General features: G+C 67.4%; 20 protein-coding genes and 4 pseudogenes. 17 read left to right on the top strand and 7 right to left on the bottom strand.

Features of this window, described 5'->3' with window-relative positions; genetic code table 11:
- Positions 1 to 20: 20 nt before the first annotated feature.
- The 3 genes and pseudogenes from T428_RS29250 to T428_RS36160 all read left to right on the top strand — a co-directional run bounded on the left by T428_RS29250 (position 21) and on the right by T428_RS36160 (position 3,592).
- A pseudogene (locus T428_RS29250) lies at positions 21 to 1,381 on the top strand (xylulokinase).
- 34 nt (positions 1,382 to 1,415) lie between these two features.
- Positions 1,416 to 2,081 carry a GNAT family N-acetyltransferase gene (locus T428_RS0118040; protein WP_025737571.1) on the top strand — a complete coding sequence of 222 codons (666 nt, stop codon included), beginning with the start codon at positions 1,416 to 1,418 and terminating at the stop codon, positions 2,079 to 2,081.
- 245 nt (positions 2,082 to 2,326) lie between these two features.
- Positions 2,327 to 3,592 (top strand): annotated as a pseudogene (locus T428_RS36160) (PPE family protein).
- Positions 3,593 to 3,637: 45 nt separating this feature from the next.
- On the opposite strand, the gene T428_RS0118030 reads toward T428_RS36160, so the two are convergent.
- The 3 genes and pseudogenes from T428_RS0118030 to T428_RS0118020 all read right to left on the bottom strand — a co-directional run bounded on the left by T428_RS0118030 (position 3,638) and on the right by T428_RS0118020 (position 6,416).
- Complete coding sequence (locus tag T428_RS0118030; RefSeq protein ID WP_025737570.1) at positions 3,638 to 4,567, bottom strand: class I SAM-dependent methyltransferase; 930 nt, start codon at positions 4,565 to 4,567, stop codon at positions 3,638 to 3,640.
- Between the two features lie 2 nt (positions 4,568 to 4,569).
- Positions 4,570 to 5,494, bottom strand: a pseudogene (locus T428_RS29240) (class I SAM-dependent methyltransferase).
- 10 nt (positions 5,495 to 5,504) lie between these two features.
- Positions 5,505 to 6,416 (bottom strand): class I SAM-dependent methyltransferase, encoded by a 912-nt coding sequence (locus T428_RS0118020; RefSeq protein WP_025737569.1) that lies wholly within the window; start codon positions 6,414 to 6,416, stop codon positions 5,505 to 5,507.
- A gap of 258 nt (positions 6,417 to 6,674) precedes the next feature.
- On the opposite strand from T428_RS0118020, the gene secY reads away from it, so the two are divergent.
- From secY to T428_RS0117970, 10 genes are all read left to right on the top strand, one after another.
- Complete coding sequence (gene secY / locus T428_RS0118015) at positions 6,675 to 8,000, top strand: preprotein translocase subunit SecY (protein ID WP_025737568.1); 1,326 nt, start codon at positions 6,675 to 6,677, stop codon at positions 7,998 to 8,000.
- Positions 7,997 to 8,542, top strand: a complete 546-nt coding sequence (locus tag T428_RS0118010; RefSeq protein ID WP_025737567.1) for an adenylate kinase — start codon at positions 7,997 to 7,999, stop codon at positions 8,540 to 8,542. Before secY ends, T428_RS0118010 begins: the two co-directional genes overlap by 4 nt.
- 2 nt (positions 8,543 to 8,544) lie before the next feature.
- Positions 8,545 to 9,345: a type I methionyl aminopeptidase gene (gene map / locus T428_RS0118005; RefSeq protein WP_025737566.1), complete on the top strand. Its 801-nt coding sequence runs from the start codon at positions 8,545 to 8,547 to the stop codon at positions 9,343 to 9,345.
- A gap of 52 nt (positions 9,346 to 9,397) precedes the next feature.
- Positions 9,398 to 9,943, top strand: coding sequence for a sigma-70 family RNA polymerase sigma factor (locus T428_RS0118000; RefSeq protein WP_025737565.1), 546 nt, complete (start codon positions 9,398 to 9,400; stop codon positions 9,941 to 9,943).
- Positions 9,944 to 10,024: 81 nt separating this feature from the next.
- A complete protein-coding gene (locus T428_RS0117995) occupies positions 10,025 to 10,801 on the top strand; it encodes a zf-HC2 domain-containing protein (protein WP_169733667.1) in 777 nt (258 codons plus the stop codon).
- A 72-nt stretch (positions 10,802 to 10,873) separates the two neighbouring features.
- Positions 10,874 to 12,616, top strand: coding sequence for a thiamine pyrophosphate-binding protein (locus tag T428_RS0117990; RefSeq protein WP_025737563.1), 1,743 nt, complete (start codon positions 10,874 to 10,876; stop codon positions 12,614 to 12,616).
- A complete protein-coding gene (locus tag T428_RS0117985; RefSeq protein WP_025737562.1) occupies positions 12,597 to 13,244 on the top strand; it encodes a hypothetical protein in 648 nt (215 codons plus the stop codon). The genes T428_RS0117990 and T428_RS0117985 overlap by 20 nt, the downstream gene beginning before the upstream one ends.
- 7 nt (positions 13,245 to 13,251) lie before the next feature.
- Positions 13,252 to 14,271: a 3-oxoacyl-ACP synthase III family protein gene (locus T428_RS0117980; RefSeq protein WP_025737561.1), complete on the top strand. Its 1,020-nt coding sequence runs from the start codon at positions 13,252 to 13,254 to the stop codon at positions 14,269 to 14,271.
- Positions 14,271 to 15,308 carry a pyridoxal phosphate-dependent aminotransferase gene (locus T428_RS29235; protein WP_036468344.1) on the top strand — a complete coding sequence of 346 codons (1,038 nt, stop codon included), beginning with the start codon at positions 14,271 to 14,273 and terminating at the stop codon, positions 15,306 to 15,308. Before T428_RS0117980 ends, T428_RS29235 begins: the two co-directional genes overlap by 1 nt.
- A gap of 59 nt (positions 15,309 to 15,367) precedes the next feature.
- Positions 15,368 to 15,868 carry a MarR family transcriptional regulator gene (locus T428_RS0117970; protein ID WP_025737560.1) on the top strand — a complete coding sequence of 167 codons (501 nt, stop codon included), beginning with the start codon at positions 15,368 to 15,370 and terminating at the stop codon, positions 15,866 to 15,868.
- A gap of 1 nt (position 15,869) precedes the next feature.
- Here T428_RS0117970 and T428_RS0117965 read toward each other — a convergent pair whose 3' ends face one another.
- The 4 genes and pseudogenes from T428_RS0117965 to T428_RS29230 all read right to left on the bottom strand — a co-directional run bounded on the left by T428_RS0117965 (position 15,870) and on the right by T428_RS29230 (position 19,854).
- Positions 15,870 to 16,238: a SpoIIAA family protein gene (locus T428_RS0117965; protein WP_025737559.1), complete on the bottom strand. Its 369-nt coding sequence runs from the start codon at positions 16,236 to 16,238 to the stop codon at positions 15,870 to 15,872.
- Between the two features lie 37 nt (positions 16,239 to 16,275).
- On the bottom strand, positions 16,276 to 17,157 hold the full coding sequence (gene mmsB / locus T428_RS0117960) for a 3-hydroxyisobutyrate dehydrogenase (protein ID WP_025737558.1): 882 nt from the start codon (positions 17,155 to 17,157) through the stop codon (positions 16,276 to 16,278).
- A 10-nt stretch (positions 17,158 to 17,167) separates the two neighbouring features.
- Positions 17,168 to 18,328, bottom strand: coding sequence for an acyl-CoA dehydrogenase family protein (locus tag T428_RS0117955; RefSeq protein WP_025737557.1), 1,161 nt, complete (start codon positions 18,326 to 18,328; stop codon positions 17,168 to 17,170).
- Positions 18,329 to 18,332: 4 nt separating this feature from the next.
- Positions 18,333 to 19,854, bottom strand: a pseudogene (locus tag T428_RS29230) (CoA-acylating methylmalonate-semialdehyde dehydrogenase).
- A gap of 121 nt (positions 19,855 to 19,975) precedes the next feature.
- On the opposite strand from T428_RS29230, the gene T428_RS0117945 reads away from it, so the two are divergent.
- The 4 genes from T428_RS0117945 to T428_RS0117930 are packed head-to-tail and all read left to right on the top strand — an operon-like array spanning position 19,976 to position 23,121.
- Positions 19,976 to 21,409, top strand: coding sequence for a hypothetical protein (locus T428_RS0117945; RefSeq protein ID WP_025737556.1), 1,434 nt, complete (start codon positions 19,976 to 19,978; stop codon positions 21,407 to 21,409).
- Positions 21,410 to 21,442: 33 nt separating this feature from the next.
- The gene (locus tag T428_RS0117940) at positions 21,443 to 21,994 is read left to right on the top strand and encodes an RNA polymerase sigma factor (RefSeq protein WP_025737555.1); all 552 of its coding nucleotides are present in this window, start codon (positions 21,443 to 21,445) and stop codon (positions 21,992 to 21,994) included.
- Positions 21,991 to 22,686, top strand: coding sequence for a Rieske (2Fe-2S) protein (locus T428_RS0117935; RefSeq protein WP_025737554.1), 696 nt, complete (start codon positions 21,991 to 21,993; stop codon positions 22,684 to 22,686). The genes T428_RS0117940 and T428_RS0117935 overlap by 4 nt, the downstream gene beginning before the upstream one ends.
- 30 nt (positions 22,687 to 22,716) lie before the next feature.
- On the top strand, positions 22,717 to 23,121 hold the full coding sequence (locus T428_RS0117930) for a cupredoxin domain-containing protein (protein WP_025737553.1): 405 nt from the start codon (positions 22,717 to 22,719) through the stop codon (positions 23,119 to 23,121).
- Positions 23,122 to 23,142 lie beyond the last annotated feature (21 nt).

Raw genomic sequence — 23,142 nt, 5'->3', positions numbered from 1 at the left:
GCTGGCGTACGGTGACGCCCGTGTCACGTAACGGCGTCACGATCGGCATCGACATCGGGACCACGTCGGTCAAAGCGGTCGCCGCCGACGCCGACGGCAACGTGACGGCGCGGGTGCGCATCCCGCATCGCGTCCGGGTGCCGGCGCCCAACCGTTTCGAGCACGACGCCGACGAGGCGTGGCGGCGCGGCCCGCTGGCGGCGCTGGACGAGGTGCGACAACAGGTCCGGGGACCCGAGCCCCGCGCGGTGGCCGTCTCGGCGATGGTTCCCTCGCTGACCGCGGTCGATGCCACGGGCCGGCCGTACACGCCGGGACTGCTGTACGGCGACGAGCGCGGCCGGGTCGACGGCGATCAGCCGCTGCCCGCGCTGGGCGAGGCGGCGGAGTTCCTGCGCTGGACGGCCGCCGCAGCCCCCGGGGCGGCCGGGTTCTGGCCGGCATCGGCGGTGGCCAACCGTGCGCTGTCGGGCGAGGCGGTGATCGACTTCGCCACCGCGGCCACCTCTTACCCGTTGTTCGACGGCACCGCCTGGAACGCGGCGGCGTGTGCCGAGCGCGGTGCCACCGTCGCGCAGCTGCCCCGAGTGGAGGTGATCGGCGCCGCGGCCGGCCAGGTGAACGGGACCCGTGCCGTGCTGGCGACCGGAGCCGTCGACGCGCTGTGCGAGCAGATGGTGGCCGGCGCCGACCACGACGGCGACGTGCTGGTGATGTGCGGCACCACGCTGATCGTCTGGGTCACCGTTCCGGAGGCCCGCCAGGTGCCCGGGCTGTGGACGATTCCGCACACCAAGGCGCCCACGAGTCAGATCGGTGGCGCCAGTAACGCGGGCGGGCTGTTTCTCGGCTGGGTGGATCGCGTCATCGGACCTGGCGACCCCGGTCGGTCGATCCGCGCCGTATCCCGGTGTGGTCGCCCTACATTCGCGGGGAACGCACGCCGTTCCACGACCCGGACCGTCGCGGCGTGCTCGACGGCGTCGACCTCACCCACGGCCCCGCGGCGCTGCGCCGGGCCGCCTACGAGGCGTCGGGTTTCGTGGTGCGTCAGCTGATCGAGCTCAGCGGAGCGCCGGTGACGCGCATCGTGGCCACCGGTGGCGGGACGCGGCTGCGGCCTTGGATGCAGGCCATCGCCGACGCCACCGGCCGGCCGGTGGAGGTATCCGGGGTGGCCGAGGGCGCGGCGCTGGGGGCGGCATTTCTGAGCCGAATGGCAGCCGGGCTGGAGACCTCGATCGCCGACGTCGCGCGCTGGGTTTCCACCGAGTGCATCGTCGACCCCGATCGCGTCTGGGCGGCCGCGGTCGAGGATCGGTACCGCCGTTTCCTGGAACTCGGCGGCCGGCCGTCGCGCCCACCGGCGTCGAGGATCTAGCGCGGTAGCCGCCTTGGGGATCTAGTCTGGTGCAATGACTGACCGAGACCGCAAAGCCGCCCGTAGAGAGATCGCAGACGCCCTGTTGAAAGCTCTGGAACGCCGGCATGAAATTGCCGACTTAGTGGTGGAGTCGGAAAACAAGGCAGTCGCGATCGAGGGGATCGTCAAATTGCTCGACACCTCTCACCTTGCGGCCGAAGCGGTGATGGGCATGTGCTTCGAGCAACTCACCATCGATTCGCGCCGCAAGATCCTCGCCGAACTCGAGGATTTGAACAAGCAGCTGAGTTTCACGCTCGGGGAGCGCCCGGCGAGCTCGGGCGAAAGCTTGGAGCTGCGGCCGTTTTCCGCCGCCGAGGACCGCGATTTGTTCGCCATCCGCACCGAGGAAAAGGGTGCCGCCGGCGATGGATCCGACCAGCCGGCGGGCGACCTCGACGACGAGATCCGGGCGGCCCTGCGCCGTGTGGACGACGAGGAGGCCGCCTGGTTCGTCGCCGTTGATTCCGGCGAGAAAGTGGGCATGGTGTTCGGCGAGCTGGTCCGCGGCGAAGTCAACGTGCGGATTTGGATTCACCGCGACCACCGCAAGCGGGGTTACGGCACTGCCGCACTGCGCAAGTCGCGCTCGGAGCTGGCGTGCTGCTTCCCCGCCGTGCCGTTGGTGGTCCGCGCACCGGCGGCCAAACCGGGCTAAGCGGCACCGCCCGCTTTGGCGCCGTGGCGAGCGCGATCGGTGGACTTCGCCGAGGGTCATCCGGATTGAGATTTGGGCACTCGAGACCATCGCAGCCGGGCGGCCAATCGTTTGCTGCCACCCGCACGAGCGCGGCGGCAAATTCACAGCAACTTGACAGGCTTCTAGTCTTGCGCCGCGCTAAAATTTCGCGCCATTGGACGTGTGTTGAGTACTGGCCGCGCCTACCCAGAAAGAGAAGGGCCATGGATTTCGCGTTGCGCTGTCCCGAGGTCAATTCGGGACTGATGTACACCGGCTCGGGGGCGGGGCCGATGCTGGCCGCGCCGGCGGCCTGGGCCGCGGCGGCCGCCCAGCTGGAGTCCGCGGCGAGCGGCTATTAGTCGGAAGTCGCGGGGCTGATCGGCCAGGCGTGGTTCGGTCCGTCGTCGCTGTCAATGGCGGCCGCGGCGGCACGCTATCTGGCGTGGCTGCAGGCCACCGCGGTGGAGGCCGGGCAAACCGCCGAGCAGGCCAACGCGGCCACCTACGAGGCGGTGTTCGCGATGACGGTGCCGCCGGCGACGATCGCGGCCAACCGCGCCCAGCTGATGGCGCTGATCGCCACCAATTTCTTCGGACAGAACACCCCGGCGATCGCGGCCACCGAAGCCCAGTACGCCGAGATGTGGATCCAAGACGCCACCGCGATGTACGGCTACGCGGCCGCTGCCGAGTCCGCCAGCACGCTGAGTCCGTTCAGCGAGGCACCGCGAACCACGAATCAGGCGGGACAGGCCGACCAGACCCGCGCGGCGGCCCAGAGCGCCGGCAATGCCACCAGCGCCCGCACCCAATCCGTAATGCACATGGCCACAATGCAATCCACCCAAGAGGCCGCCTCGACCGGCGGCGGCGTCGACCCGCCCCTGCCCGTCGGCAGCCAGGCCAGCGTCGCGTCCGGCGGTGCCGTCGTCCACGTGGGCGTGGCCGTCGATGTCACCAGCGGCTCCCCGCTCAACTGGTCCGGTAAAGCCGTTCTTTACTCCGGCCAAACGCTCACCTACACCGTAAACGGCGTCCAACAGACCAACATCGGCATGTTCCAGCTCACGGGCTCGGGCCAGATCTTGAGCGGCACCTTTACCTATGTCCAAAACGCCGGCGGGGCCAGCATCACCGTGCCAAGCGGCGAATCCGTCACCGGCGCCGCGCTGACCTCGCAATCGGGCCTGATCACTCAGGGTGGTTGGGTCACCTACAACTCGGCGGGACTGGTGACCGACCTCAACCTCATTCAGGCCACCCCCACCAACCTTCCATCCGGCTTCATCACCGGCCCCGCCGTCGTCACCCCCGTCACCCCCAGCGCGGGCACCCCGGTGGGGGCGGCACCCGCGGCAAGCTCGCCCGGCCTGGCGGGGACCGCGGGCATCGAGCCCCAGTTCGACGCGGAAGGACTCGCGGAATGGGCCCGCACCGTGTCCACCGCCGACCTCGCCGCCGAACTGGCCGGGGCCGGCCTGGGGTAGCCAGCGTCCGCGGTCCCGGGCGCGGCGTAGTTGTCCTAGCCTGCGCTACTGCTTGACGGCGACGACCGAGATGTGGTTCTCCAGCGCTTGGAGGCCTTCGCCCGACGGCACCGGCAGCCCAGCCTCGGCGAACTGATCGGCGCGGGTGCGCGGGGTGATCTGCCAGCCGGCCGCGCTCAGGTAGTCCGCGGCCGGGGTGCGTTCACCGTGGTACACCAGCGCGGACACGTCGGTGTCGAAGCCGAACCGCCCCCAGCGCTTGGCCATCGCCTTGGCCCGTTTCTCCAGCAGGGGTATGCCATCGCGGTGGTATTCGGTGGCCAGTCGGCTGCCCGGTGCGCTGAGCGTGGTGATGGCGTCGAACAGCCGATCCTGGGCGTCCGGAGGCAGGTACATCAGCAGGCCCTCGGCGCTCCACGCGCTCGGCCGTGACTCGTCAAAACCCGCCTGGCGCAATGCTTTTAACCAGTCGTCGCGCAGATCGACGGCAACGGTCCGGCGCGCCGCGGTAGGCTCGGCGCCCAGGTTCGACAGGGCGGTGGACTTGAACTCGATCACCGCCGGCTGGTCGACCTCGTAGACGACCGTGCCCGCCGGCCACGCCAACCGGTACGGCCGCGAGTCCAGGCCCGAGGCCAGGATCACCACCTGGCGGATGCCCGCGTCGGTTGCGCCGGTGAAGAAGTCGTCGAAATACCGGGTGCGTACGGCCATCATGTTGACCATGCGTTGCAGGTTGAACTCGACATCGGGGTCCGCGTCGGGCTCCAATCCTCCTGTCTCGTCCGTGATTTCGCCGTCGAGCACTTTGATGAAAAACCCCGCGCCCACCGCACGAACGAGCGGATCGGCGAATTGATCGTCGATCAGGGCGCCCGGCTGCTTGCTGGCCAGGGCCCGGCAGGCGGCGACCCAAGTCGCGGTGGCCCCCACGCTGGAGGCCAGGTCCCAGGTGTCTTGCTCGGTGCGCGTCATGCTCAGGCTCCTAGTGTTGCCGATAGATATTGGATGTCGCCGAAGGCGGCCATGGTCGGCTCGGTCGGGAACTCAAAACCGTTGTGCGCGTACATCTCCTGGGTACTGCGCACCGTGGTCTGCCAGCCCCGTTCGGCGAGGTAGGCCGCCACGTCGTTGCGCTGGCCGGTGTAGACCAACTCCGACCAGTTCAGATCCAGCCCCATCCGGCGCCACCGTTCGCTCATCTCGCGGCCCCGCTTTTCGACGCGGTCACGCATGTTGGGGACGTAGCCGGTGGCGAGGCGGCTGCCGGCGGCGGACAACGCCGTGATGTGGTCGAACAGTCGGTCCTGGGCGTCCGGCGGCAGGTAGCCCAGCAGGCCTTCGGCGATCGAGGGCCGACGGCTCGGTGGAGTCGAAGCCATTGCTGCGCAACGCGGCCGGCCAGTCGTCGCGCAGGTCCACCGCCACCGGCCGGCGATCGGTGGTCGGGGCCGCGCCGAGATCGGCCAGGGTGCGGGTCTTGAATTCGATCACCTGTGGCTGGTCGATCTCGTAGAGCACGGAGCCATCCGGCCAGGGCAACCGGTAAGCGCGGGTGTCCAGCCCGGACGCGAGGATGACCGCCTGGCGCACACCGGCTTTCGCGGCGTCGAGGAAAAAGGTGTCGAAGTACCGGGTGCGCACGGCCATGCCCTCGCTGAGCCGCTGCGGGGTGAACGCGGGATCGTCGTCGGAGAGTTCGACCTCGCCGTTCATCATCCGGATGAAGGCGTCCACGCCGACGGCGTTGACCAGCGGCTCGGCGTAGGGGTCGTCGATCAGCGGGTTGGGGCCCTTGGAGGCCATCGCCCGCCGCGCCGCCACCGCGGTGGCGGTGGCTCCCACGCTGGACGCCAAATCCCAACTGTCACCGTCGAACCGCTTGCTGTCGGTGCTCGTCATGCATGCACTCCTAACCGAGAGTCGCGGTGACAGACACGATGTTGCGCAGTTGGGACAGCGCCTCGCTGTCGTGGAAGTCGCGGCCGTAGTCGGCGAACAGTTCGCGCCGTGGACGCGAGCTCACCTGCCAGCCATGGCCTTTCAGGTATTCGACGACGTCGCTGCGCTCGCCGTCGAAGAACAATTGCGACAGGTCGATGTCGCAGCCCAGATTCAGCCACCGCTGGTTGAATTCCCGGGCACGTTCGGACATCGTCGTTTCCGCCGGCGGATGGAATTCGGTGGCCAGCATGCTGCCCGGTGCGGACAGCGCGGTGATGTTGTCGAAGAGCCGGTCCTGGGCGTCTGGGGGTAGATACATCAGCAGTCCCTCGGCGCTCCATGACGTCGGCCGGGTCACGTCAAACCCGCTGCTGCGCAACGCCGCAGGCCAGTCGTCGCGAAGATCGACACTGACGGTGCGACGCTCGGCCGACGGCAGTGCGCCCAGGCTGGACATCGTGGTGGTCTTGAACTCGATGACGCGGGGCTGATCGACTTCGTAGACCACGCTGCCGCTCGGCCAGGACAGCCGGTAGGCGCGGGCGTCGAGCCCGGCGGCCAGAATCACCGCTTGGCGGATGCCGTCGCGGGCGGCGTTGAGGAAGAAGTCGTCGAAGAACCGGGTGCGCACCGCGATCGAGTCGGTCTCGACCTGCAGGTCACTGAGGCCGTTCTCGGGGGTTTCTGCGGTGGTGAGTTCGCCGTCGACCACCCGGCGGAAGAAATCCAGCCCGACGGCCCGCACCAGGGGCCCCGCGAACGGATCGTTGATGATCGGGTTGTCTTCCTTGCTGGCCACCGCGCGAGCCGCGGCGACCATGGTGGCGGTGGCGCCGACGCTGGAAGCCAGATCCCAACTGTCTTGGTCAGTGCGTGTCATGGTGCTCCTCGATCGTCCCGGCCGAGTTTGATACTTAGCAAATGCAACGAGATCACAAAACTATACGCCTGGATGCTGTCGGCTTCCTGAATTTTTTGGGCCCTTTTCCTACCGCTCCATGACGCCCTTTTAAGGATCTGCTCCGACCAGCTGTTAGTCTCGTACACGATTTGACGCGTGACGCCGTACGTCCTGGCCTGCGGGTGTAGAGCGCGCGTAAACGCAGGATTACCACCCCGGCCGCGCAGGAGGATAGAAGTGCTTTCGGCTTTCATCTCGTCGCTGCGAACAGTCGACTTGAGACGGAAGATCCTCTTCACGCTTGGCATTGTCGTGCTGTATCGCGTCGGTGCCGCTTTGCCGTCGCCCGGCGTCAACTACCCGAACGTGCAGCAATGCATCAAAGAGGCCAGCGGTGGCGAAGCCGGGCAGATCTATTCGCTGATCAACCTGTTCTCCGGCGGTGCGCTGCTCAAGCTCACGGTGTTCGCGGTGGGCGTGATGCCCTACATCACCGCCAGCATCATCGTGCAGCTGCTCACCGTGGTCATCCCGCGGTTCGAGGAATTACGCAAGGAAGGCCAGTCCGGCCAGGCCAAGATGACGCAGTACACGCGTTACTTGGCGATCGCGCTGGCGATTCTGCAGGCCACCAGCATCGTGGCGCTGGCCGCCAACGGGGGTCTGCTGCAGGGCTGCTCGCTGGACATCATCGCCGACCAGAGCATCTTCACCCTGGTCGTCATCGTGCTGGTGATGACGAGCGGCGCCGCGCTGGTGATGTGGATGGGTGAGCTGATCACCGAACGCGGCATCGGCAACGGCATGTCGCTGCTGATCTTCGTCGGCATCGCCGCCCGCATCCCGTCCGAAGGCAAGACGATCCTGGACAGCCGCGGCGGGATGATCCTCACCGCGGTGCTGGTGGCCGCGCTGATCATCATCGTGGGCGTGGTCTTCGTCGAGCAGGGCCAGCGCCGGATCCCGGTGCAGTACGCCAAGCGCATGGTGGGCCGTCGCATGTACGGCGGAACCTCGACGTATCTGCCGCTCAAGGTCAACCAGGCCGGTGTCATCCCGGTCATCTTCGCGTCGTCGCTGATCTACATTCCGCACCTGATCACCCAGTTGATCCGCAGCGGCAGCGGCGGCGTGGGCAACAGCTGGTGGGACAAGTTCGTCGGCACGTATCTGTCCGACCCGAGCGATCCGGTCTACATCGGCATCTACTTCGGGCTCATCATCTTCTTCACGTACTTCTATGTGTCGATCACCTTCAATCCCGACGAGCGCGCTGACGAGATGAAGAAGTTCGGCGGATTCATCCCGGGCATCCGGCCGGGCAAGCCCACCGCCGACTATCTGCGTTTCGTGCTGAGCAGGATCACCTTGCCGGGCTCGATCTACCTCGGTGCGATCGCGGTGCTGCCCAACCTGTTCCTGCAGATCGGGAACGCCGGGGCCGTGCAGAATCTGCCGTTCGGCGGTACTGCGGTTCTGATCATGATTGGCGTCGGTTTGGATACGGTCAAACAGATCGAGAGTCAGCTGATGCAGCGCAACTACGAAGGGTTCCTCAAGTGAGAGTCGTTTTGCTGGGGCCACCGGGGGCAGGTAAAGGCACGCAGTCGGAGAAACTCAGCGAGAAGCTCGGGATCCCGCAGATCTCCACCGGCGACCTGTTCCGGAGCAACATCGAGCAGGGCACCAAGCTGGGCCTGGAAGCCAAGCGCTACCTGGATGCCGGTGACCTGGTGCCCTCCGACCTCACCAACCAGCTCGTCGACGACCGGCTGAACGACCAAGACGCCGCCAACGGATTCATCCTGGACGGGTATCCCCGCTCGATCGAGCAAGCCAAAGCGCTGCACGAGATGCTGGGACGCCGTGGCACCGACATCGACGCGGTGCTGGAATTCCGGGTGTCGGAGGACGAGTTGCTGCAGCGGCTCAAGGGCCGCGGCCGCGCTGATGACACCGAGGAGATCATCCTCAACCGGATGAAGGTCTACCGCGACGAAACCGCGCCGCTGCTGGAGTACTACCGCGACGAACTGAAGACCGTCGACGCCGTCGGACCGGTGGACGAGGTATTCGCCCGCGCGCTGCGAGCGCTGGGCAAGTAACGATGCGCCCGCTGGTGCGGCTGCGCAGAACCAAGGTGGTGCCGCAGCGCAGCGCCGGCGAGCTCGACGCGATGGCCGCGGCCGGTGCGGTGGTTGCCAACGCGATGCAGGCGGTGCACGCGGCCGCGGTCTCCGGGGTGTCCACGCTGAGCCTGGACGAGATCGCCGAATCGGTGATCCGGGAACTCGGCGCGACCCCGTCGTTCCTGGGCTATCACGGCTACCCGGCCTCGATCTGCGCGTCGGTGAACGACCGGGTGGTGCACGGCATCCCGTCGGCGGCCGAAGTCCTCACCCCCGGCGACCTGGTATCCATCGACTGCGGCGCGGTGTTGGACGGCTGGCACGGCGACGCCGCGATCACGTTCGGGGTCGGGCAGCTCGATCCCGCCGACGAGGCGCTTTCGGCGGCGACCCGGGAATCGCTGGAAGCCGGAATCGCGGCGATGATCCCCGGTAACCGGTTGACCGACGTCGCGCACGCCATCGAAATGGGGACGCGGGCGGCCGAGGTCCGCCATCGCCGCGCGTTCGGGATTGTGGAAGGCTATGGCGGCCACGGCATCGGCCGGCAGATGCACATGGACCCGTTCCTGCCCAACGAGGGGTCGCCGGGCCGCGGACCGCTGCTGGCCCCCGGTTCGGTGCTGGCCATCGAACCGATGCTGACGCTCGGCACGGGCAAGACGCTGGTGCTCGATGACGACTGGACGGTCACCACCACCGACGGATCGCGGGCGGCGCACTGGGAACACACCGTGGCGGTCACCGACGACGGGCCGCGCATTCTCACTCTGACCTGAACCTCGAACCAAACACCTACTCCACTCGTGTCAATTGGCAGGAGGTGGTCGAGTGGCCCGGGGCGCTAGTACCTGGCGAGCGTCGGGGGCGGCAGAAGCTGCGTTGATGAAGGCCCTCTACGACAAGCACGCTGCCGTGCTGTGGCGCTATGCGCTGCGGCTGACCGGCGATGCCGCCCACGCCGAGGACGTCGTTCAGGAAACGCTGCTGCGAGCCTGGCAGCATCCGGAGGTCGTCGGCGACACCGAGCGGTCGGCGCGTGCCTGGCTGTTCACCGTTGCCCGGAACATGATCATCGACGACCGGCGCAGCGCCCGGTATCGCAACGTGGTCGGCTCGCTCGACGAAGACGGAGCGCCCGAACAGGCCACGCCCGACGAGGTCAACGCCGCCCTGGACCGGCTGTTGATCGCCGATGCGATGGCGCAACTGTCCGCGGAACACCGCGCCGTCATCGAACGCTCGTACTACCGCGGTTGGACCACCGCGCAGATTGCTGGAGACCTTGACATTGCCGAAGGAACCGTGAAGTCGCGACTACACTATGCCGTGCGGGCTTTGCGGCTCACTCTGCAGGAACTCGGAGTTACTCGATGACGGCGCTGCCTTGTTTGGGGGGCCTGTCCGGGGCACCAACTTGCGCGGTCAACGGCTCCGAATGCTTGAAGGGTGAAGGAGATGGATGAGATGAAGACGCCGATACGAGGTGTAGGCCCGCCCGGCGACAACGAGGTCTTTGGTCTGATCATGGGCGACGATCACCGCTACGCGATGTGGGATGCCGCATACGTGCTGGGATCGCTGTCGTCCGTCGACCGCCGCGAATTCGAAGAGCACATGCGCCAGTGCGCGGCATGCCGGGAGGCCGCCGCCGAGCTCAGCGGGGTGCCGGCGTTGCTTTCGCAACTCGACCGTGAGGAAGTCGCCGCGATCGCGCAGTCCGGCGACGTTCCGCCGGCGCCGGAGCCCTCGCCCGAGCTGCTGCCGTCGTTGCTGGCGTTGCTGGCGAAGGTGGCCTGGCGCCGCCGCCGCACGCGGGCGATCACCTGGGTGGCCTCGTCCGCCGCGGCCGCGGTGCTGGCGATCGGGGTGTTCGTCGGCATTCAGGGTCATACCCCCTCGGCGACGCTTCCGCAGCAGGCGGCCGCGTCCGCGGAGATGGCGCAAGTGGGTACCAACCTGCTGACGTCGACGGTGCAGATTTCCAGCCAGCACTGGGGGACGGCCATCAACCTGCAGTGCGTCTGCCTGGCACCGCCGTACGCGCACCATGACACGTTGGCGATGGTGGTCGTCGGCCGCGACGGCAGCCAGACCCGCCTGGCGACGTGGGTGGCCGAACCCGGTCACACCGCCACGCCCGCCGCGAGCATCTCGACACCGGTCGATCAGATCGCCGCCGTGCAGGTGGTCGCCGCCGATAGCGGCCAGGTTTTGTTGCAGCGTTCGCTGTAACCCCTCGGGTGAACCGGCGGCTCGGCTGGTTCGTGCCTTAGGCATCGTCTCAATCGAACTTAGGTAGAGCAGATGCCTCGGAAGCACCGGGTTGTTGACCAGATCGTCGAATGCCTCGCGTCGATCGGCGTGGACCACATCTTCGGGGTGGACGGCGCCAACATCGAAGACCTTTACGACGCCGCGCATTTCCGCTCCGAACTCACCGCCGTCCTGGCCAAGCATGAATTCTCGGCCGCCACCATGGCCGACGGGTACAGCCGCAGCGGCGCCGGTTTGGGTGTGGTGGCCGCGACCTCGGGTGGCGGAGCACTGAATCTTGTAGCGGCACTTGGGGAGTCGTTGACAAGCCGGGTTCCGGTGCTGGCGCTGGTCGGTCAGGCCCCGGCGACGATGGATGGCCGCGGCAGTTTTCAGGACACCAGTGGAAACAATGGATCGCTGAACGCCGAGGCCGTGTTCTCCGCGGTTTCGGTGTCCTGCGAGCGGGTGCTGCGGCCGGCCGACATCGGCGCGGCGCTGCGCCGGGCGATCACCGCGGCGCGCACCGGAGGGCCAGCAGTCCTGTTGTTACCCAAGGATATTCAACAGGCGTTCGTCTACGCCGATCGAATCGGCGCCATCGGTGACGACCCACGGCCGATCGGAAACCCGCAACCGATCATTCCGGTGCTGCGCAACGTCACCGGACTGATCACCATCATCGCCGGCGAGCAGGTGGCCCGTGACAACGCCCGCACCGAGCTCGAGGAGCTGCGCGCCTTGCTGCGGGCCCGGGTAGCCACCGTGCCCGACGCCAAAGATACTTCCGGCACACCGGGATTCGGCTCTTCGTCCGCGCTGGGAGTAACCGGTGTAATGGGCCACCCGGGGGTGGCCGAAGCGGTAGCCGCCAGCGCCGTGTGCCTGGTGGTCGGATCCCGGCTGTCGGTCACCGCTCGTGCCGGGCTCGACGACGCCCTGGCGAAGGTGCGCACACTGTCGATCGGCGCCGCGCAGCCCTATGTTTCTTGCACGCATGTGCACACGGACGACCTGCGGGCCTCGCTGCGCATGCTGACGGACGCACTGTCCGGCAGTGGACGGCCTACCGGCGTCCGGGTACCCGACGTCGTGTCCCGCTCCGAGCTGACGCCCCCGTCGTGGGTCGGTGCGGGCCTGCGCTATCGCGACGCCATGGCGGTGCTCAACAACGTGTTGCCCGACGGCGCCGACATCGTGGTCGACGCGGGCAACACCGGTGCGTCCGCGGTGCATTACCTACCGGCGCGGCGCGGCGGCAGATTCACCGTCGCACTCGGTATGGGCGGCATGGGTTACAGCTTCGGGGCCGGCATCGGAATGGCATTCGGGCGGGCCAACAGCGGACGTCCCAGTGGACGAACCGTGGTGATCGCCGGCGACGGAGCGTTTTTCATGCACGGCATGGAAGTCCACACCGCGGTGCAATACCGGCTGCCGGTGACGTTCGTGTTGTTCAACAACAACGCGCACGCCATGTGCGTGACGCGCGAGCAGCTGTTCTACGACAATCTCTACAGTTACAACCGATTTCGGCCCAGCCGGCTCGGTGCCGGGCTGGCGGCCATGTTCCCGGGCCTGACGTCGATCGACGTCGGCGACGCGGAAGGACTCGCCGCCGCGCTGGGGGAAGCGCTGCGCTTCGACGGCCCGGCGGTGGTCAGCATCGAGTGCGCCGCCGACGAAATTCCGCCGTTCGCACCGTTTCTCACCGCAGCAAAGACGGAAACTATTGCCATTAGCGAGATTCCGACCGTTAAGGAGAAATGCACCAATGTCGCTGCCAGCGCTTGAAGACATTCCCGACCTCATCGACGGGGTCACGCGCATCGAAACCAGCCCCCGCGAGCAGGCCACCCCGATCATCATGGACATGATGCGATCGGTGTACCCGCACGATCAGGTCTTCGGTGAGTATTGCACCGTCAACGATTACATCGACTGCCCGCCCGACGAGCTGTACGAGTATCTGTCCGACACCCGCAGCCTCGAAGAGTGGACCTACAGTCTGCGCGGTTTCACCGAGACCGACGAGCCCGGCCTGTGGCTGGCCTACGATCGGCTCGGCTCGGAGACCGAGATCTACACCCGCACCGTCGCCAACGAGCAGTCCCGCACCGTCGACTACCACTGCGCGTGGGATCAAGGCAAGCACCTGTGGATGATCTATCTGATGCGGGTGATCGACGCGCAGCTGGTGCTCGACAAGCCGGGTTCGGTTGTGCTGTGGACCAATTGCCATCACCCGTTCTACGACCACAACCCGTATCCCGAGACGGCACCGGCGCAGCGCCCGGTGTGGGTCGGCGACTTCTGGGACATGTTCGGCGCAGGCCACCTGCTGGAATTGAAGAACCTCAAGGCAATCGCCGAGTACCGCCACCACAACGGCCTGCCGGTGACCCCCGACTGGATGAGATGAGCGAACCATGGGTACTCCGAATGTCAGCCTGATCGACGTCTCCACCTACCTGCCCGGCGAGCCGATCCCGGCCGAGTATTACGCCCAGTTCGCCGAATCCGACGAGCTCCGGGAGAACGTGATGTTCCGGGCTCCGAAGTTTCGCCATCACGTCGGGCCCGACGAGAGTTCGATCGACATGATCGAACGCGCGGCCCAAGGTCTGATCGAGCGGCACGGCCACGACGTCGTCGAGGGTGCGGACGTGTTGATCACCCACACTCAGGTACCCGACATGGCGTTCTACGGCCAGGGCGGCGGCATCGCCCACCGGCTGGGCCTGCGGCCGTCGTGGGTGCTGGACCTGAACAACGGTGGATGTGCGGCATTTGTGTTGGCGCTCAACGTGGCCCGCAAACTGCTGGCGTCCGGCGAAGGGCACACCGCGCTGATCGCGATCGCGCAGAACGCGGCCGGCCAGTTCTTCGACCAGTCCACGATTCGGCGCAAGGCGCAATCGGCCGTACCCGGTGACGGTGCGGCGGTCGGACTGGTTACGGTGGGCGATCGGTCGCCGATCCTCGACGTCGAGTGCCGCACCTACGGTGAATTCGCGGGGGAGATGACGCTGTCGTTCGATCCGCCCCGCAAGTGGTGGCAGGCGGGTCCCGGCGAGGGCAGCATCGGCTTCACCGAAAGCAAGATCACCAAGGTGCTGGCCCGCGGCAACCGCCAGGTTCCCGAGGTGGCGCTGGCGGTCTGTGACCGAATCGGCGTGCCCGCCAAAGACATCGATCTGATGGTCACCAACCAGCCGAACCGTGCGTTTCTGCGCAACTGGCGCGATGCGCTCGAGTTGCCGCCGGAACGTCACCGGGACACCTTCGAGGAGTGCGGCAACCTGTTCGGCGCCGGCATCCCGATCAACCTGGATCGCGCGATATCCGACGGCCAGCTCAAGTCCGGTGACGTGGTGCTGATGGCGGGCTTCGCCCACGCCGGCGACTTCGCCGGTGCGGCGGCGGTGCGCTGGGGCGGGCGAGACTGATGCGACCCGTCGCAAGCTCCGCCACCGCTGAGGTCGATGACTCGGTCCCGCACGCGATCGATCCACTGGCCTTGTCGCTCAACGAAAATCCGTTCCCGCCGCTTCCTGCGGTACGGTCGGTGCTGGTCAAGTCGATCGATGCGGCCAACCGGTATCCGGAGTTTCTGCCCGAGCGGTTACGCAACCTGATCGCAAGCCGCATCGGCGTCGGCTCCGAGCAGGTGGTGCTGGGCGCCGGCGCGACCGGGGTGGTGTTGCAGGCGCTGCAGGCACTGACCGTTCCGGGCGACTCGATGGTCATGTCGGCGCCCACCTTCGACGGCTACCCGATCATCGCGCAGATGGCCCGATTGAACTCGGTGACGGTGCCGCTGAACAAGGCCGGCCACAACGACCTCGAGCGGCTGGGCACCGCGGCCGCCAGTGCCCGCGTCGTCGTGGTGTGCCGGCCGCACAACCCCACCGGCACGCTGGAGCCGACGTCACATCTGTTCCGGTTCCTGCGCCGGGTGCCTCGCGAGACCATCGTGCTGCTCGACGAGGCGTACATCGAGTTCGCCGCGCCCGAACACCGGGTCGAGGTGGCGGCGCTGGCGCGGCGATTCCCCAATGTGGTCGTGGTACGGACGTTTTCCAAGGCGTACGGGCTGGCCGGGCTGCGGATCGGTTATGGGGTGGCGGCACCCGAGCTGGCCGCGACGATGTGGTCGCACCAGCTGCCGTTCGGTATCGCGATGACCAGCCTGCCCGCCGTCGCCGCATCATACAACGCCGAAGACGAACTGCTGCAACGGATCCGGATGATCACCGCCGAACGGCGGTACTTGCGGATGCGACTGTCCGCGCTCGGGATATACACGACCGACGCGCACGCCAACTTCATGTACCTGCCGGCGAAGACCGCGCTGGGCCGGCAGTGGAGCGAGGTGTTCGCCGACAGCGGGCTTCGGGTGCGTTGCTATCCGGACGGCGGTGCGCGGATTACCGTGGGCAGCCGCGCATCCACGTTGGCGGTGCTGTCCGCGGTGGGCAAATAAAGCAGCCGTCGAATCGGGTCAGTCGACCCGCTCTTGCCGCAAGTGCGGTATGAAAAGGCGTGGCCCCGGACAAGAAGCGTGACCCGATCGCTGCCGCGCGCACCAATTGGGAGCGTGCGGGCTGGGGCGACGTGTCGCAGGGCATGGTCGCACTGACTTCGGTGATGCGTGCGCATCAGATCCTGCTGGCGCGGGTGGAGACGGCGCTGCGGCCCTATGACCTGAGTTTCTCGCGCTATGAGTTGCTGCGGCTGCTCGCGTTCAGCCGGACCGGGGCGCTGCCCATCACCAAGGCGTCCGACCGGCTACAGGTCCATGTCACCAGCGTCAGCCATGCGATCCGCCGGCTGGAGGCCGACGGACTGGTGCGGCGGCTGCCGCACCCCACCGACGGGCGCACCACGCTGGTGCAGATCACCGAGCTCGGCCGGTCGACCGTGGAGGACGCCACCGTCACGCTCAACGAGCAGGTGTTCGCCGACATCGGCATGGATACCGCCGAATCGCAGGCGCTGGTGGCATCGATCGAGACCTTGCGCCGCAACGCCGGCGACTTCTAGGTCAGCCGGCGGCCCACTGCTTGGCGCGTTCGAGTTCGTCGAGCCCGAACACGGCGAGCTCGCCGGGAATCATCCACGCCAGCGCGTGCAGGGTGTGGCCGACCCACTCCTTGTCGGACACGACCGCGATCCGCTTGAACGCCGAATGATGTCTGAATACGGCGCCCAGCCCCAACTTCAGATCCTCGACCAGCCCGCCGGATCCGAAGCCCTCGTAATCGGACGCGATGACCTCCACGATCCTGATCTCGTCGGTTTTGACGAGCTCTTCCATGGCGGGCTTGAAGTCGCGCAGATCGTCGCTGTTCAGCCGGCCGGAAACGCGGATGCCGGTGACACCCGCCGGCATGTCGTCCAATACTTCGATCATCGAACACTCCTCGGAGACAACCGCATTGCCTAAGTCGTCAGCCGCGCAGCATCTCTATGACGGCGCTGAAATCCTTGTCGGCATGGGAGGCGGCGAACTTCGCGTAGATCTCGGCGGCGTGGCGGCCCAGCGGAGCCGACGAGCCGGTCGAGGTTACCGCGTCCATCGCCAGACCCAGGTCCTTGTTCATCAGGGCGGTCGCGAAGCCCGGCTTGAAGTCATTGTTGGCCGGCGACGTCGGAACCGGGCCCGGCACCGGGCAATTGGTGTGCACCGCCCGGCAGTTGCCGGTCGCGCCGGTGATCACGTCGAACAGCGACTGCGCCGACAGCCCGAGCTTTTCGGCCAGCACGAACGCCTCGCCGACCGCGATCTGTTGCACCGCCAGCACCATGTTGTTGCACACCTTGGCGGCCTGGCCCGCGCCGGCGGCGCCGCAGTGAATGATCTTGCCCGCCATGGGTTCCAGCACCGGCCGGGCTCGTTGCATCGCCGACTCTTCGCCACCCACCATGAATGCCAGCGTCCCGGCGACGGCGCCCTTCACCCCGCCGGAGACCGGCGCGTCCACCTGGGCGACCCCGTGCGCCTGGGCCTGCGCGTGCACCTCGCGGGCGTCGTTGACCGAGATCGTGGAGCTGTCGATGAACAACGCACCCTCGCGTGCGGCCGGCAGCACCTCGGCGTAGCAGCGTTTGACGATGTCGCCGTTGGGCAGCATGGTGATCACCACGTCGGCCTCGGTCACCGCATCGGCGGCGGTGTCGAAGACCTCGACGCCGCCTTCGGCCGCGGCCGCCGCCGCGGCGGGCACCGGGTCGAACCCGCGCACGGTGTGGCCGGCGCCCAGCAGGTTCGCCGACATCGGCGCGCCCATGTTCCCCAGCCCCAAGAAGGCGATCTTCAAAGGCTCTGTCATTGCTGCCTTTCTAAGCGGTGGCTCGGAAGCGGCCGGCCTCGGCGCGACCGATGACCACCCGCATGATTTCGTTGGTCCCCTCGAGAATTCGGTGCACCCGAAGATCGCGGACGATCTTTTCCAGACCGTACTCGCGCAGGTAGCCGTAGCCCCCATGCAGTTGCAGCGCTTTGTCCGCGACGTCGAAGCAGGTGTCGGTGAGGTAGCGTTTGGCCATCGCGCACAGCTCGACCCTGTCGGGGTCGCCCGCGTCCAACGCACTCGCCGCCCGCCACAACATCATTCGCGACGTTTCCAGTCCGGTGGCCATGTCGGCCAGGGTGAATCGGATGGTCGGCTCGTCGAGCAGGGAAGAACCGAATGCCTGCCGATCGCGCACGTAGGCACCCGCCTTGTCGAAGGCGAACTGCGCGCCACCCAGCGAACACGCCGCGATGTTGAGCCGGCCGCCGTTGAGGCCGTTCATCGCGATGCCGAAGCCGGAACCCTCGCCCTCGGCCCCGCCCAGCATCGCGTCGGCAGGCACCCGTACGCCGTCGAAGATCACCTGTGCGGTCGGTTGGGCGTGCCAGCCCATCTTCTCCTCGGGCGCGCCGAAAGACAGCCCAGGCGTGCCCTTTTCGACGATGAACGTCGAGATCCCGCGTGGACCGTCACTGCCCGTTCTTGCCATCACCACGTAGACGTCGGAAGCGCCGGCACCGGAGATGAACTGCTTGACACCGTCGAGCACATAGTCGCCACCGTGGGCGACCGCACGAGTGCTCAACGCGCTGGCATCGGATCCGGCGCCGGGCTCCGTCAGGCAGTAGCTGGCGATGGCATCCATCGACGTCAGCCGCGGAATCCATTCCTTGCGTTGCTCGTCGGTGCCGAAGCTGTCGATCATCCACGCGCACATGTTGCGGATCGACAGGAAGGCGGCCGTGGTGGGGTCGGCAATGGCCAGCTGCTCGAAGATCCGCACCCCGTCCAGCCGGCGCAACCCGCTGCCGCCGGCGTCCTCGCGGCAGTAGATCGCCGCCATGCCCAGCTCGGCGGCCTCGCGCAACACATCGGTCGGGAAGTGTTGGGTCGCTTCCCATTCCAGGGCGTACGGGGCTATGCGTTTGGCGGCGAACGCGGCCGCCGTCTCCGCGATGACCCGTTCGTCGTCGTTCAGGGCGAACATGGCCCTAATCCATTGTCGGGATGACGAATTCGGCGCCGTCCTTGATGCCGGACGGCCACCGCGACGTCACGGTCTTGACCTTGGTGTAGAACTGGATCGACGCCGGGCCGTGCTGGTTGAGGTCGCCGAAGCCGGAGCGCTTCCAGCCGCCGAAGGTGTGGTAGGCCACCGGCACCGGGATCGGCACGTTGACGCCGACCATGCCGACCTCGACGCGCGACACGAAATCGCGGGCGGCGTCACCGTCGCGGGTGAAGATCGCGACACCGTTGCCGTATTCGTGCTCGGACGGCAGCCGCAGCGCCTCCTCGTAGTCGTGAGCCCGCACGATGCACAGCACCGGCCCGAAGATCTCGTCGGTGTAGATGGACATGTCGGGGGTGAAGCGGTCGAACAGGGTCGGCCCGATGAAGAACCCCGCCCTCGAGGTTGGCGTCCCCGAAGGTCAGGTCGTCGCTGCGCCGCTCGCGGCCGTCGATCACCAGCTCGGCGCCGGCCTCGACACCCTGACCGATGTAGTCGCGTACCCGGGCCACCGCGGCCTCGGTGACCAGCGGGCCGTAGTCGGCCTTGGGATCCAGGCTGTGGCCCACGCGCAGATTGTTGATCCGTTCAATCAGCCTGGCGCGCAACCGATCCGCCGTCTTCTCGCCCACGGGCACCGCGACGCTGATCGCCATGCAGCGCTCCCCGGCGCTGCCGTAGCCGGCGCCGATCAGCGCGTCGACGGCCTGGTCAAGGTCGGCGTCGGGCATCACGATCATGTGGTTCTTGGCGCCGCCGAAGCACTGCGAGCGCTTGTCGTTCGCGGCGGCCGTCGAGTAGATGTAGTGCGCGATGTCGGAGCTGCCGACGAAGCCGACCGCCTTGATGTCGCGGTGGTGCAGGATCGCGTCGACGGCCTCCTTGTCGCCCTGCACGACCTGGAACACGCCCGGCGGCAGGCCGGCCTCGAGGAAGATCTCGGCCAGCCGCAGCGGCACCGACGGGTCACGTTCACTGGGCTTGAGCACGAACGCGTTGCCACAGGCCAGGTCGGGCCCGGCATTCCATAGCGGGATCACCGCGGGGAAGTTGAACGGCGTGATGCCGGCGACCACGCCCAGCGGCTGGCGCAGCGAGTAGACGTCGATGCCCGGGCCGGCGCCCTCGCTGTATTCGCCCTTGAGCAGGTGCGGGATGCCGATGGCGAACTCGATCACCTCGATGCCGCGCTGGATGTCGCCGTGGGCGTCGGGGACGGTCTTGCCGTGGTCGAGGGACAGCAGTTCGGCCAGCTCGTCCATGTTCTGGTTGACCAGCTCGATTAACTTCATCATCACCCGCGCGCGGCGCTGCGGATTCGTTGCGGCCCAACCCTTTTGGGCCTCGACGGCGGAGGCGGCCGCGGCGTCGACGTCGGCCGGCGAGGCCATCGCGACTTTCGCCTGCACCTCGCCGGTGCTGGGGTTGAAGGCGTCGGCGGTGCGGCTGGACTTGCCTGCGGTGCGCTTCCCGTCGATGAAGTGCGGGATCTGTGTGGTCATGGGGTGCCCTTGGGTCTTGTTCAGGTGCGATAGCGGATACTTGCATATCCTCGTAACCGCGTTCTGGCCTTGGCAAGGCGGGTTACCTGTCGTGACCGCGCGGTCTAGCGTTGAGGCCGGTATGCACACGATCGACGCCGACTACCTGGTCGTTGGCGCGGGCGCCATGGGCATGGCGTTCCTTGACACGCTGGTCTCCGAGACTTCCGAGACGGAGGCCAGTGTCGTGGTAGTGGACCGCAACGACGCGCCGGGCGGGCATTGGACCGCCGCCTACCCGTTCGTCCGGTTGCATCAGCCGTCGGCGTTCTACGGCGTCAACTCGGTTCGGCTCGGCCGCGACACCATCGACGCGGTCGGCTGGAACAAGGGACTTTACGAGCTGGCGACCGGCGGGGAAGTGTGCGCCTACTACGACCACGTAATGCGTCAGCAGCTAGTGCCGACCGGGCGGGTCCGCTATTTCCCGATGAGCGAATACCTCGGCGCGGGCCGCTTCGTCACGCTGGCCGGCGACGAGTACACCGTGGACGTGGCGCGCCGGATCGTCGATGCCACCTACATGCGAGTGATGGTGCCCGCGATGCGCCCGCCGCCCTATCGGCTCGCGCCGGGCATCGCCTGCCTCGCGCCCAACGGGCTGCCGGGACGCGGCGCCCACGACCGCTACGTCGTCGTAGGTGCCGGCAAGACGGGCATCGACGCCTGCCTGTGGCTGCTGGGCCACGGCGTCGCGCCCGAGCGACTGACCTGGATCATGCCCCGCGACTCGTGGCTGTTGGATCGCGCGGCGATGCAGCCGGGCTCGACGTTCGCCGACCGGATCAAGGCCGGCTTCATCGCCCAGCTGCGCGCGATCAGGGACGCCACCTCGCCCGACGATCTGTTCGCCCGCCTCGAGGACGCCGGCACCCTACTACGGATAGACCCCGCGGTGCGGCCGACGATGTACCGGTGCGCGACGGTCACCCGTGCCGAACTCGACCAGCTGCGCCGCATCGGCGACGTCGTGCGCAAGGGCCACCTGCTGGCCGTCGAGGACGACAAGATGGTCCTCGAGGGCGGCGACGTCACGGTCGACGGGCGCCCGCTCTACATCGACTGCACCGCCGACGGCGCCGAAAAGCGGCCCGCCACCCCCATTTTCGAGCCCGGTCGGATCACGCTGCAAAGCGTGCGTGGGTGCCAGCAGATATTCAGCGCCTCGCTGATCGCGCATGTGGAGGCGGCCTATCCCGACGACGCCACCCGCAACCGGCTGTGCGTGCCGTTGCCGCACCCCGACACCGACCTGGACTGGTTGCGCGTCGCGCGGGCCGACTACGGCAATCAGTTGCGCTGGTTCGACGACCTGGAGCTGACCGCCTGGCTGGCCGCGTCGCGGCTGGACCTCTTCGGTCACCTGGTGGGCCAGCTGCTGCCCCCGGCCTCGGCCAAACCCCGGGTGCGCGAGCGGATCCTGCGGGTCGCCAAGACGGTCCTGTCCGCCACGGCCGCGAAGCTCGACGAGCTGGTAGTCGATGAACCGTCGCTCGCGGCGCCCCGACCCGTGTAACCCCCGCTGATATTCATCGGGTGAGGCAGACTTGTGACGACACAAAACGAACCCGCGGGCCCGCGCCCCCTGCGCGCGGTCCCCGACTCAGGCTTTCCGGGCTACCCCGACTGGGAAGCGGTGTACTCCGACAATGCGGAGTGGGTGTACCGGATGCTGTTCGCCCGGGTCGGCAACCGGGCGGACGCCGAGGACCTCACTGCCGAGGTGTTTTTGGCCGCGTTGCGGCCGCTGCGGCTGACCGCGAGCGTCGGCGAGGTGCGCGCCTACCTGCGCGCCACGGCGCGAACCGTGCTGGCCGCGCATTGGCGCGAGACCCTGAGCCGGGAGATAACCTCGATCGAGGAGGACATCGAGCAACCGCCCGATAGCGAGGAAGCGATCAGCACCGCGCCGTCGCGCGTCGCCCAGGTACTCGACAATCTGCCGGACCGCTATCGCCAGATACTGGAACTAAGTTTCCTGCAAGGCAATTCGATCAAGGAGTCAGCCGCGGAACTCGGAATCAGCGTTGCCAACGCCAAGGTGCTCCAACATCGTGCGCTGCGGCTGGCGGCACGGGTCAACGATGGGGGCCAGTCATGAACGCGCGAGGATTGCGTCGCTACGTCGACGACCTGTTGCAGGGTCGACGACCAAAGCCGTTCGCACCCGATGACTTTGAGGCCGCCCAGATCCGCACCGCGATCGAACTGCGCGCCGCCGGTCGGGGCTCTGAGGTGGACGCCACCCCGCGTCGGGAATTCCTCACCGACCTGCACCGGCGTCTGGCCGAGCAAATGGCCGGCGCACCGGGTCCCAAGCAGGACACCACGCGCCGGCAGGTGATCGTCGGCACGTCGGCGGCTGCCGCCGCCGCGGTCACCGCGGTGTCCATCGATCGAGCAGTAATCGGGGGCATCACCGAAGGGCCCGCCGTTGCGGGACAACTCACGCCCAACGACGGAACCTGGCAGCGCATCGCGGCAAGTTCGGACGTGCCGGACGGGCGCATGCATGCCTTCGACCTCGGTTCGGCCAGCGGATTCGTCCGCCGCGTCGACGGCAGGCTCGAGGCGGTATCGGGGGTGTGCACGCATCAGGGGTGCAAGTTGTGGTTCGACGCGCCCGACGACAGGTTGCGCTGCCCGTGCCACTCGACCTCGTTCTCCCCTGCCGGAGAGGTGCTCACACATCAACTGCCGATCGCCCCAAAGACGTTGCCCACCTTGATGGTTCGTGAGGTCAACGGGGTGGTCGAGGTGCTGGGCCCGCCGTATCCCGAACAGCCCGCCTGAGCGGTGTAACCACCCCTGCTATCAGATGGCATGACAGCCATCTTGTCTCGAAAGCGCTCGGCTCTGCTCGCGGCGGGAGTGCTGCTGCTGGCCGGGTGCTCAGCGGCGCGTCCCGATGCGCATCCGTCGGTCACGACGAAGGCGGAATCCGGTGCGACGGCATCGATCACGCCGCCACCCGCGAGCGGCGACCAAGTCGCCATCGACGGCTTCGCGTTCGCGCCCACTACGCTCACGGTCCGTGCCGGCACCGCTGTCACCTGGATCAATCGTGACGAAGAACCGCACACGGTGGTCGCCAGCGACGGGTCGTTTCGCTCACCCGGCATGGGGACGGGGACCAGCTTCACCCACACCTTCTCCACCGCAGGGACTTTCTACTATGTCTGCTCGATCCATCCGATGATGCACGGCACCGTGGTGGTGACGTCATGATGCGCGCCGGCGGCGCCGCAC

The organism is Mycobacterium genavense ATCC 51234, assembly GCF_000526915.1.
Classification (GTDB): Bacteria; Actinomycetota; Actinomycetes; order Mycobacteriales; family Mycobacteriaceae; genus Mycobacterium; species Mycobacterium genavense.
This window is presented reverse-complemented; position numbering and strand designations above follow the sequence as displayed.

Bases quoted from the DNA above. Each gene is read 5' to 3' on its own strand.
- T428_RS0117935 (WP_025737554.1), top strand. From the start codon at position 21,991: ATGAACGCGCGAGGATTGCGTCGCTACGTCGACGACCTGTTGCAGGGT.
- T428_RS0117985 (WP_025737562.1), top strand. From the start codon at position 12,597: ATGTCGCTGCCAGCGCTTGAAGACATTCCCGACCTCATCGACGGGGTC.
- T428_RS0118030 (WP_025737570.1), bottom strand. From the start codon at position 4,567: ATGACGCGCACCGAGCAAGACACCTGGGACCTGGCCTCCAGCGTGGGG.
- T428_RS0117930 (WP_025737553.1), top strand. From the start codon at position 22,717: ATGACAGCCATCTTGTCTCGAAAGCGCTCGGCTCTGCTCGCGGCGGGA.
- T428_RS0118020 (WP_025737569.1), bottom strand. From the start codon at position 6,416: ATGACACGCACTGACCAAGACAGTTGGGATCTGGCTTCCAGCGTCGGC.
- mmsB (WP_025737558.1), bottom strand. From the start codon at position 17,157: ATGACAGAGCCTTTGAAGATCGCCTTCTTGGGGCTGGGGAACATGGGC.
- T428_RS0118040 (WP_025737571.1), top strand. From the start codon at position 1,416: ATGACTGACCGAGACCGCAAAGCCGCCCGTAGAGAGATCGCAGACGCC.
- T428_RS0117995 (WP_169733667.1), top strand. From the start codon at position 10,025: ATGGATGAGATGAAGACGCCGATACGAGGTGTAGGCCCGCCCGGCGAC.
- T428_RS0117980 (WP_025737561.1), top strand. From the start codon at position 13,252: ATGGGTACTCCGAATGTCAGCCTGATCGACGTCTCCACCTACCTGCCC.
- T428_RS0117990 (WP_025737563.1), top strand. From the start codon at position 10,874: ATGCCTCGGAAGCACCGGGTTGTTGACCAGATCGTCGAATGCCTCGCG.
- T428_RS29235 (WP_036468344.1), top strand. From the start codon at position 14,271: ATGCGACCCGTCGCAAGCTCCGCCACCGCTGAGGTCGATGACTCGGTC.
- T428_RS0117945 (WP_025737556.1), top strand. From the start codon at position 19,976: ATGCACACGATCGACGCCGACTACCTGGTCGTTGGCGCGGGCGCCATG.
- T428_RS0117955 (WP_025737557.1), bottom strand. From the start codon at position 18,328: ATGTTCGCCCTGAACGACGACGAACGGGTCATCGCGGAGACGGCGGCC.
- T428_RS0117965 (WP_025737559.1), bottom strand. From the start codon at position 16,238: ATGATCGAAGTATTGGACGACATGCCGGCGGGTGTCACCGGCATCCGC.
- map (WP_025737566.1), top strand. From the start codon at position 8,545: ATGCGCCCGCTGGTGCGGCTGCGCAGAACCAAGGTGGTGCCGCAGCGC.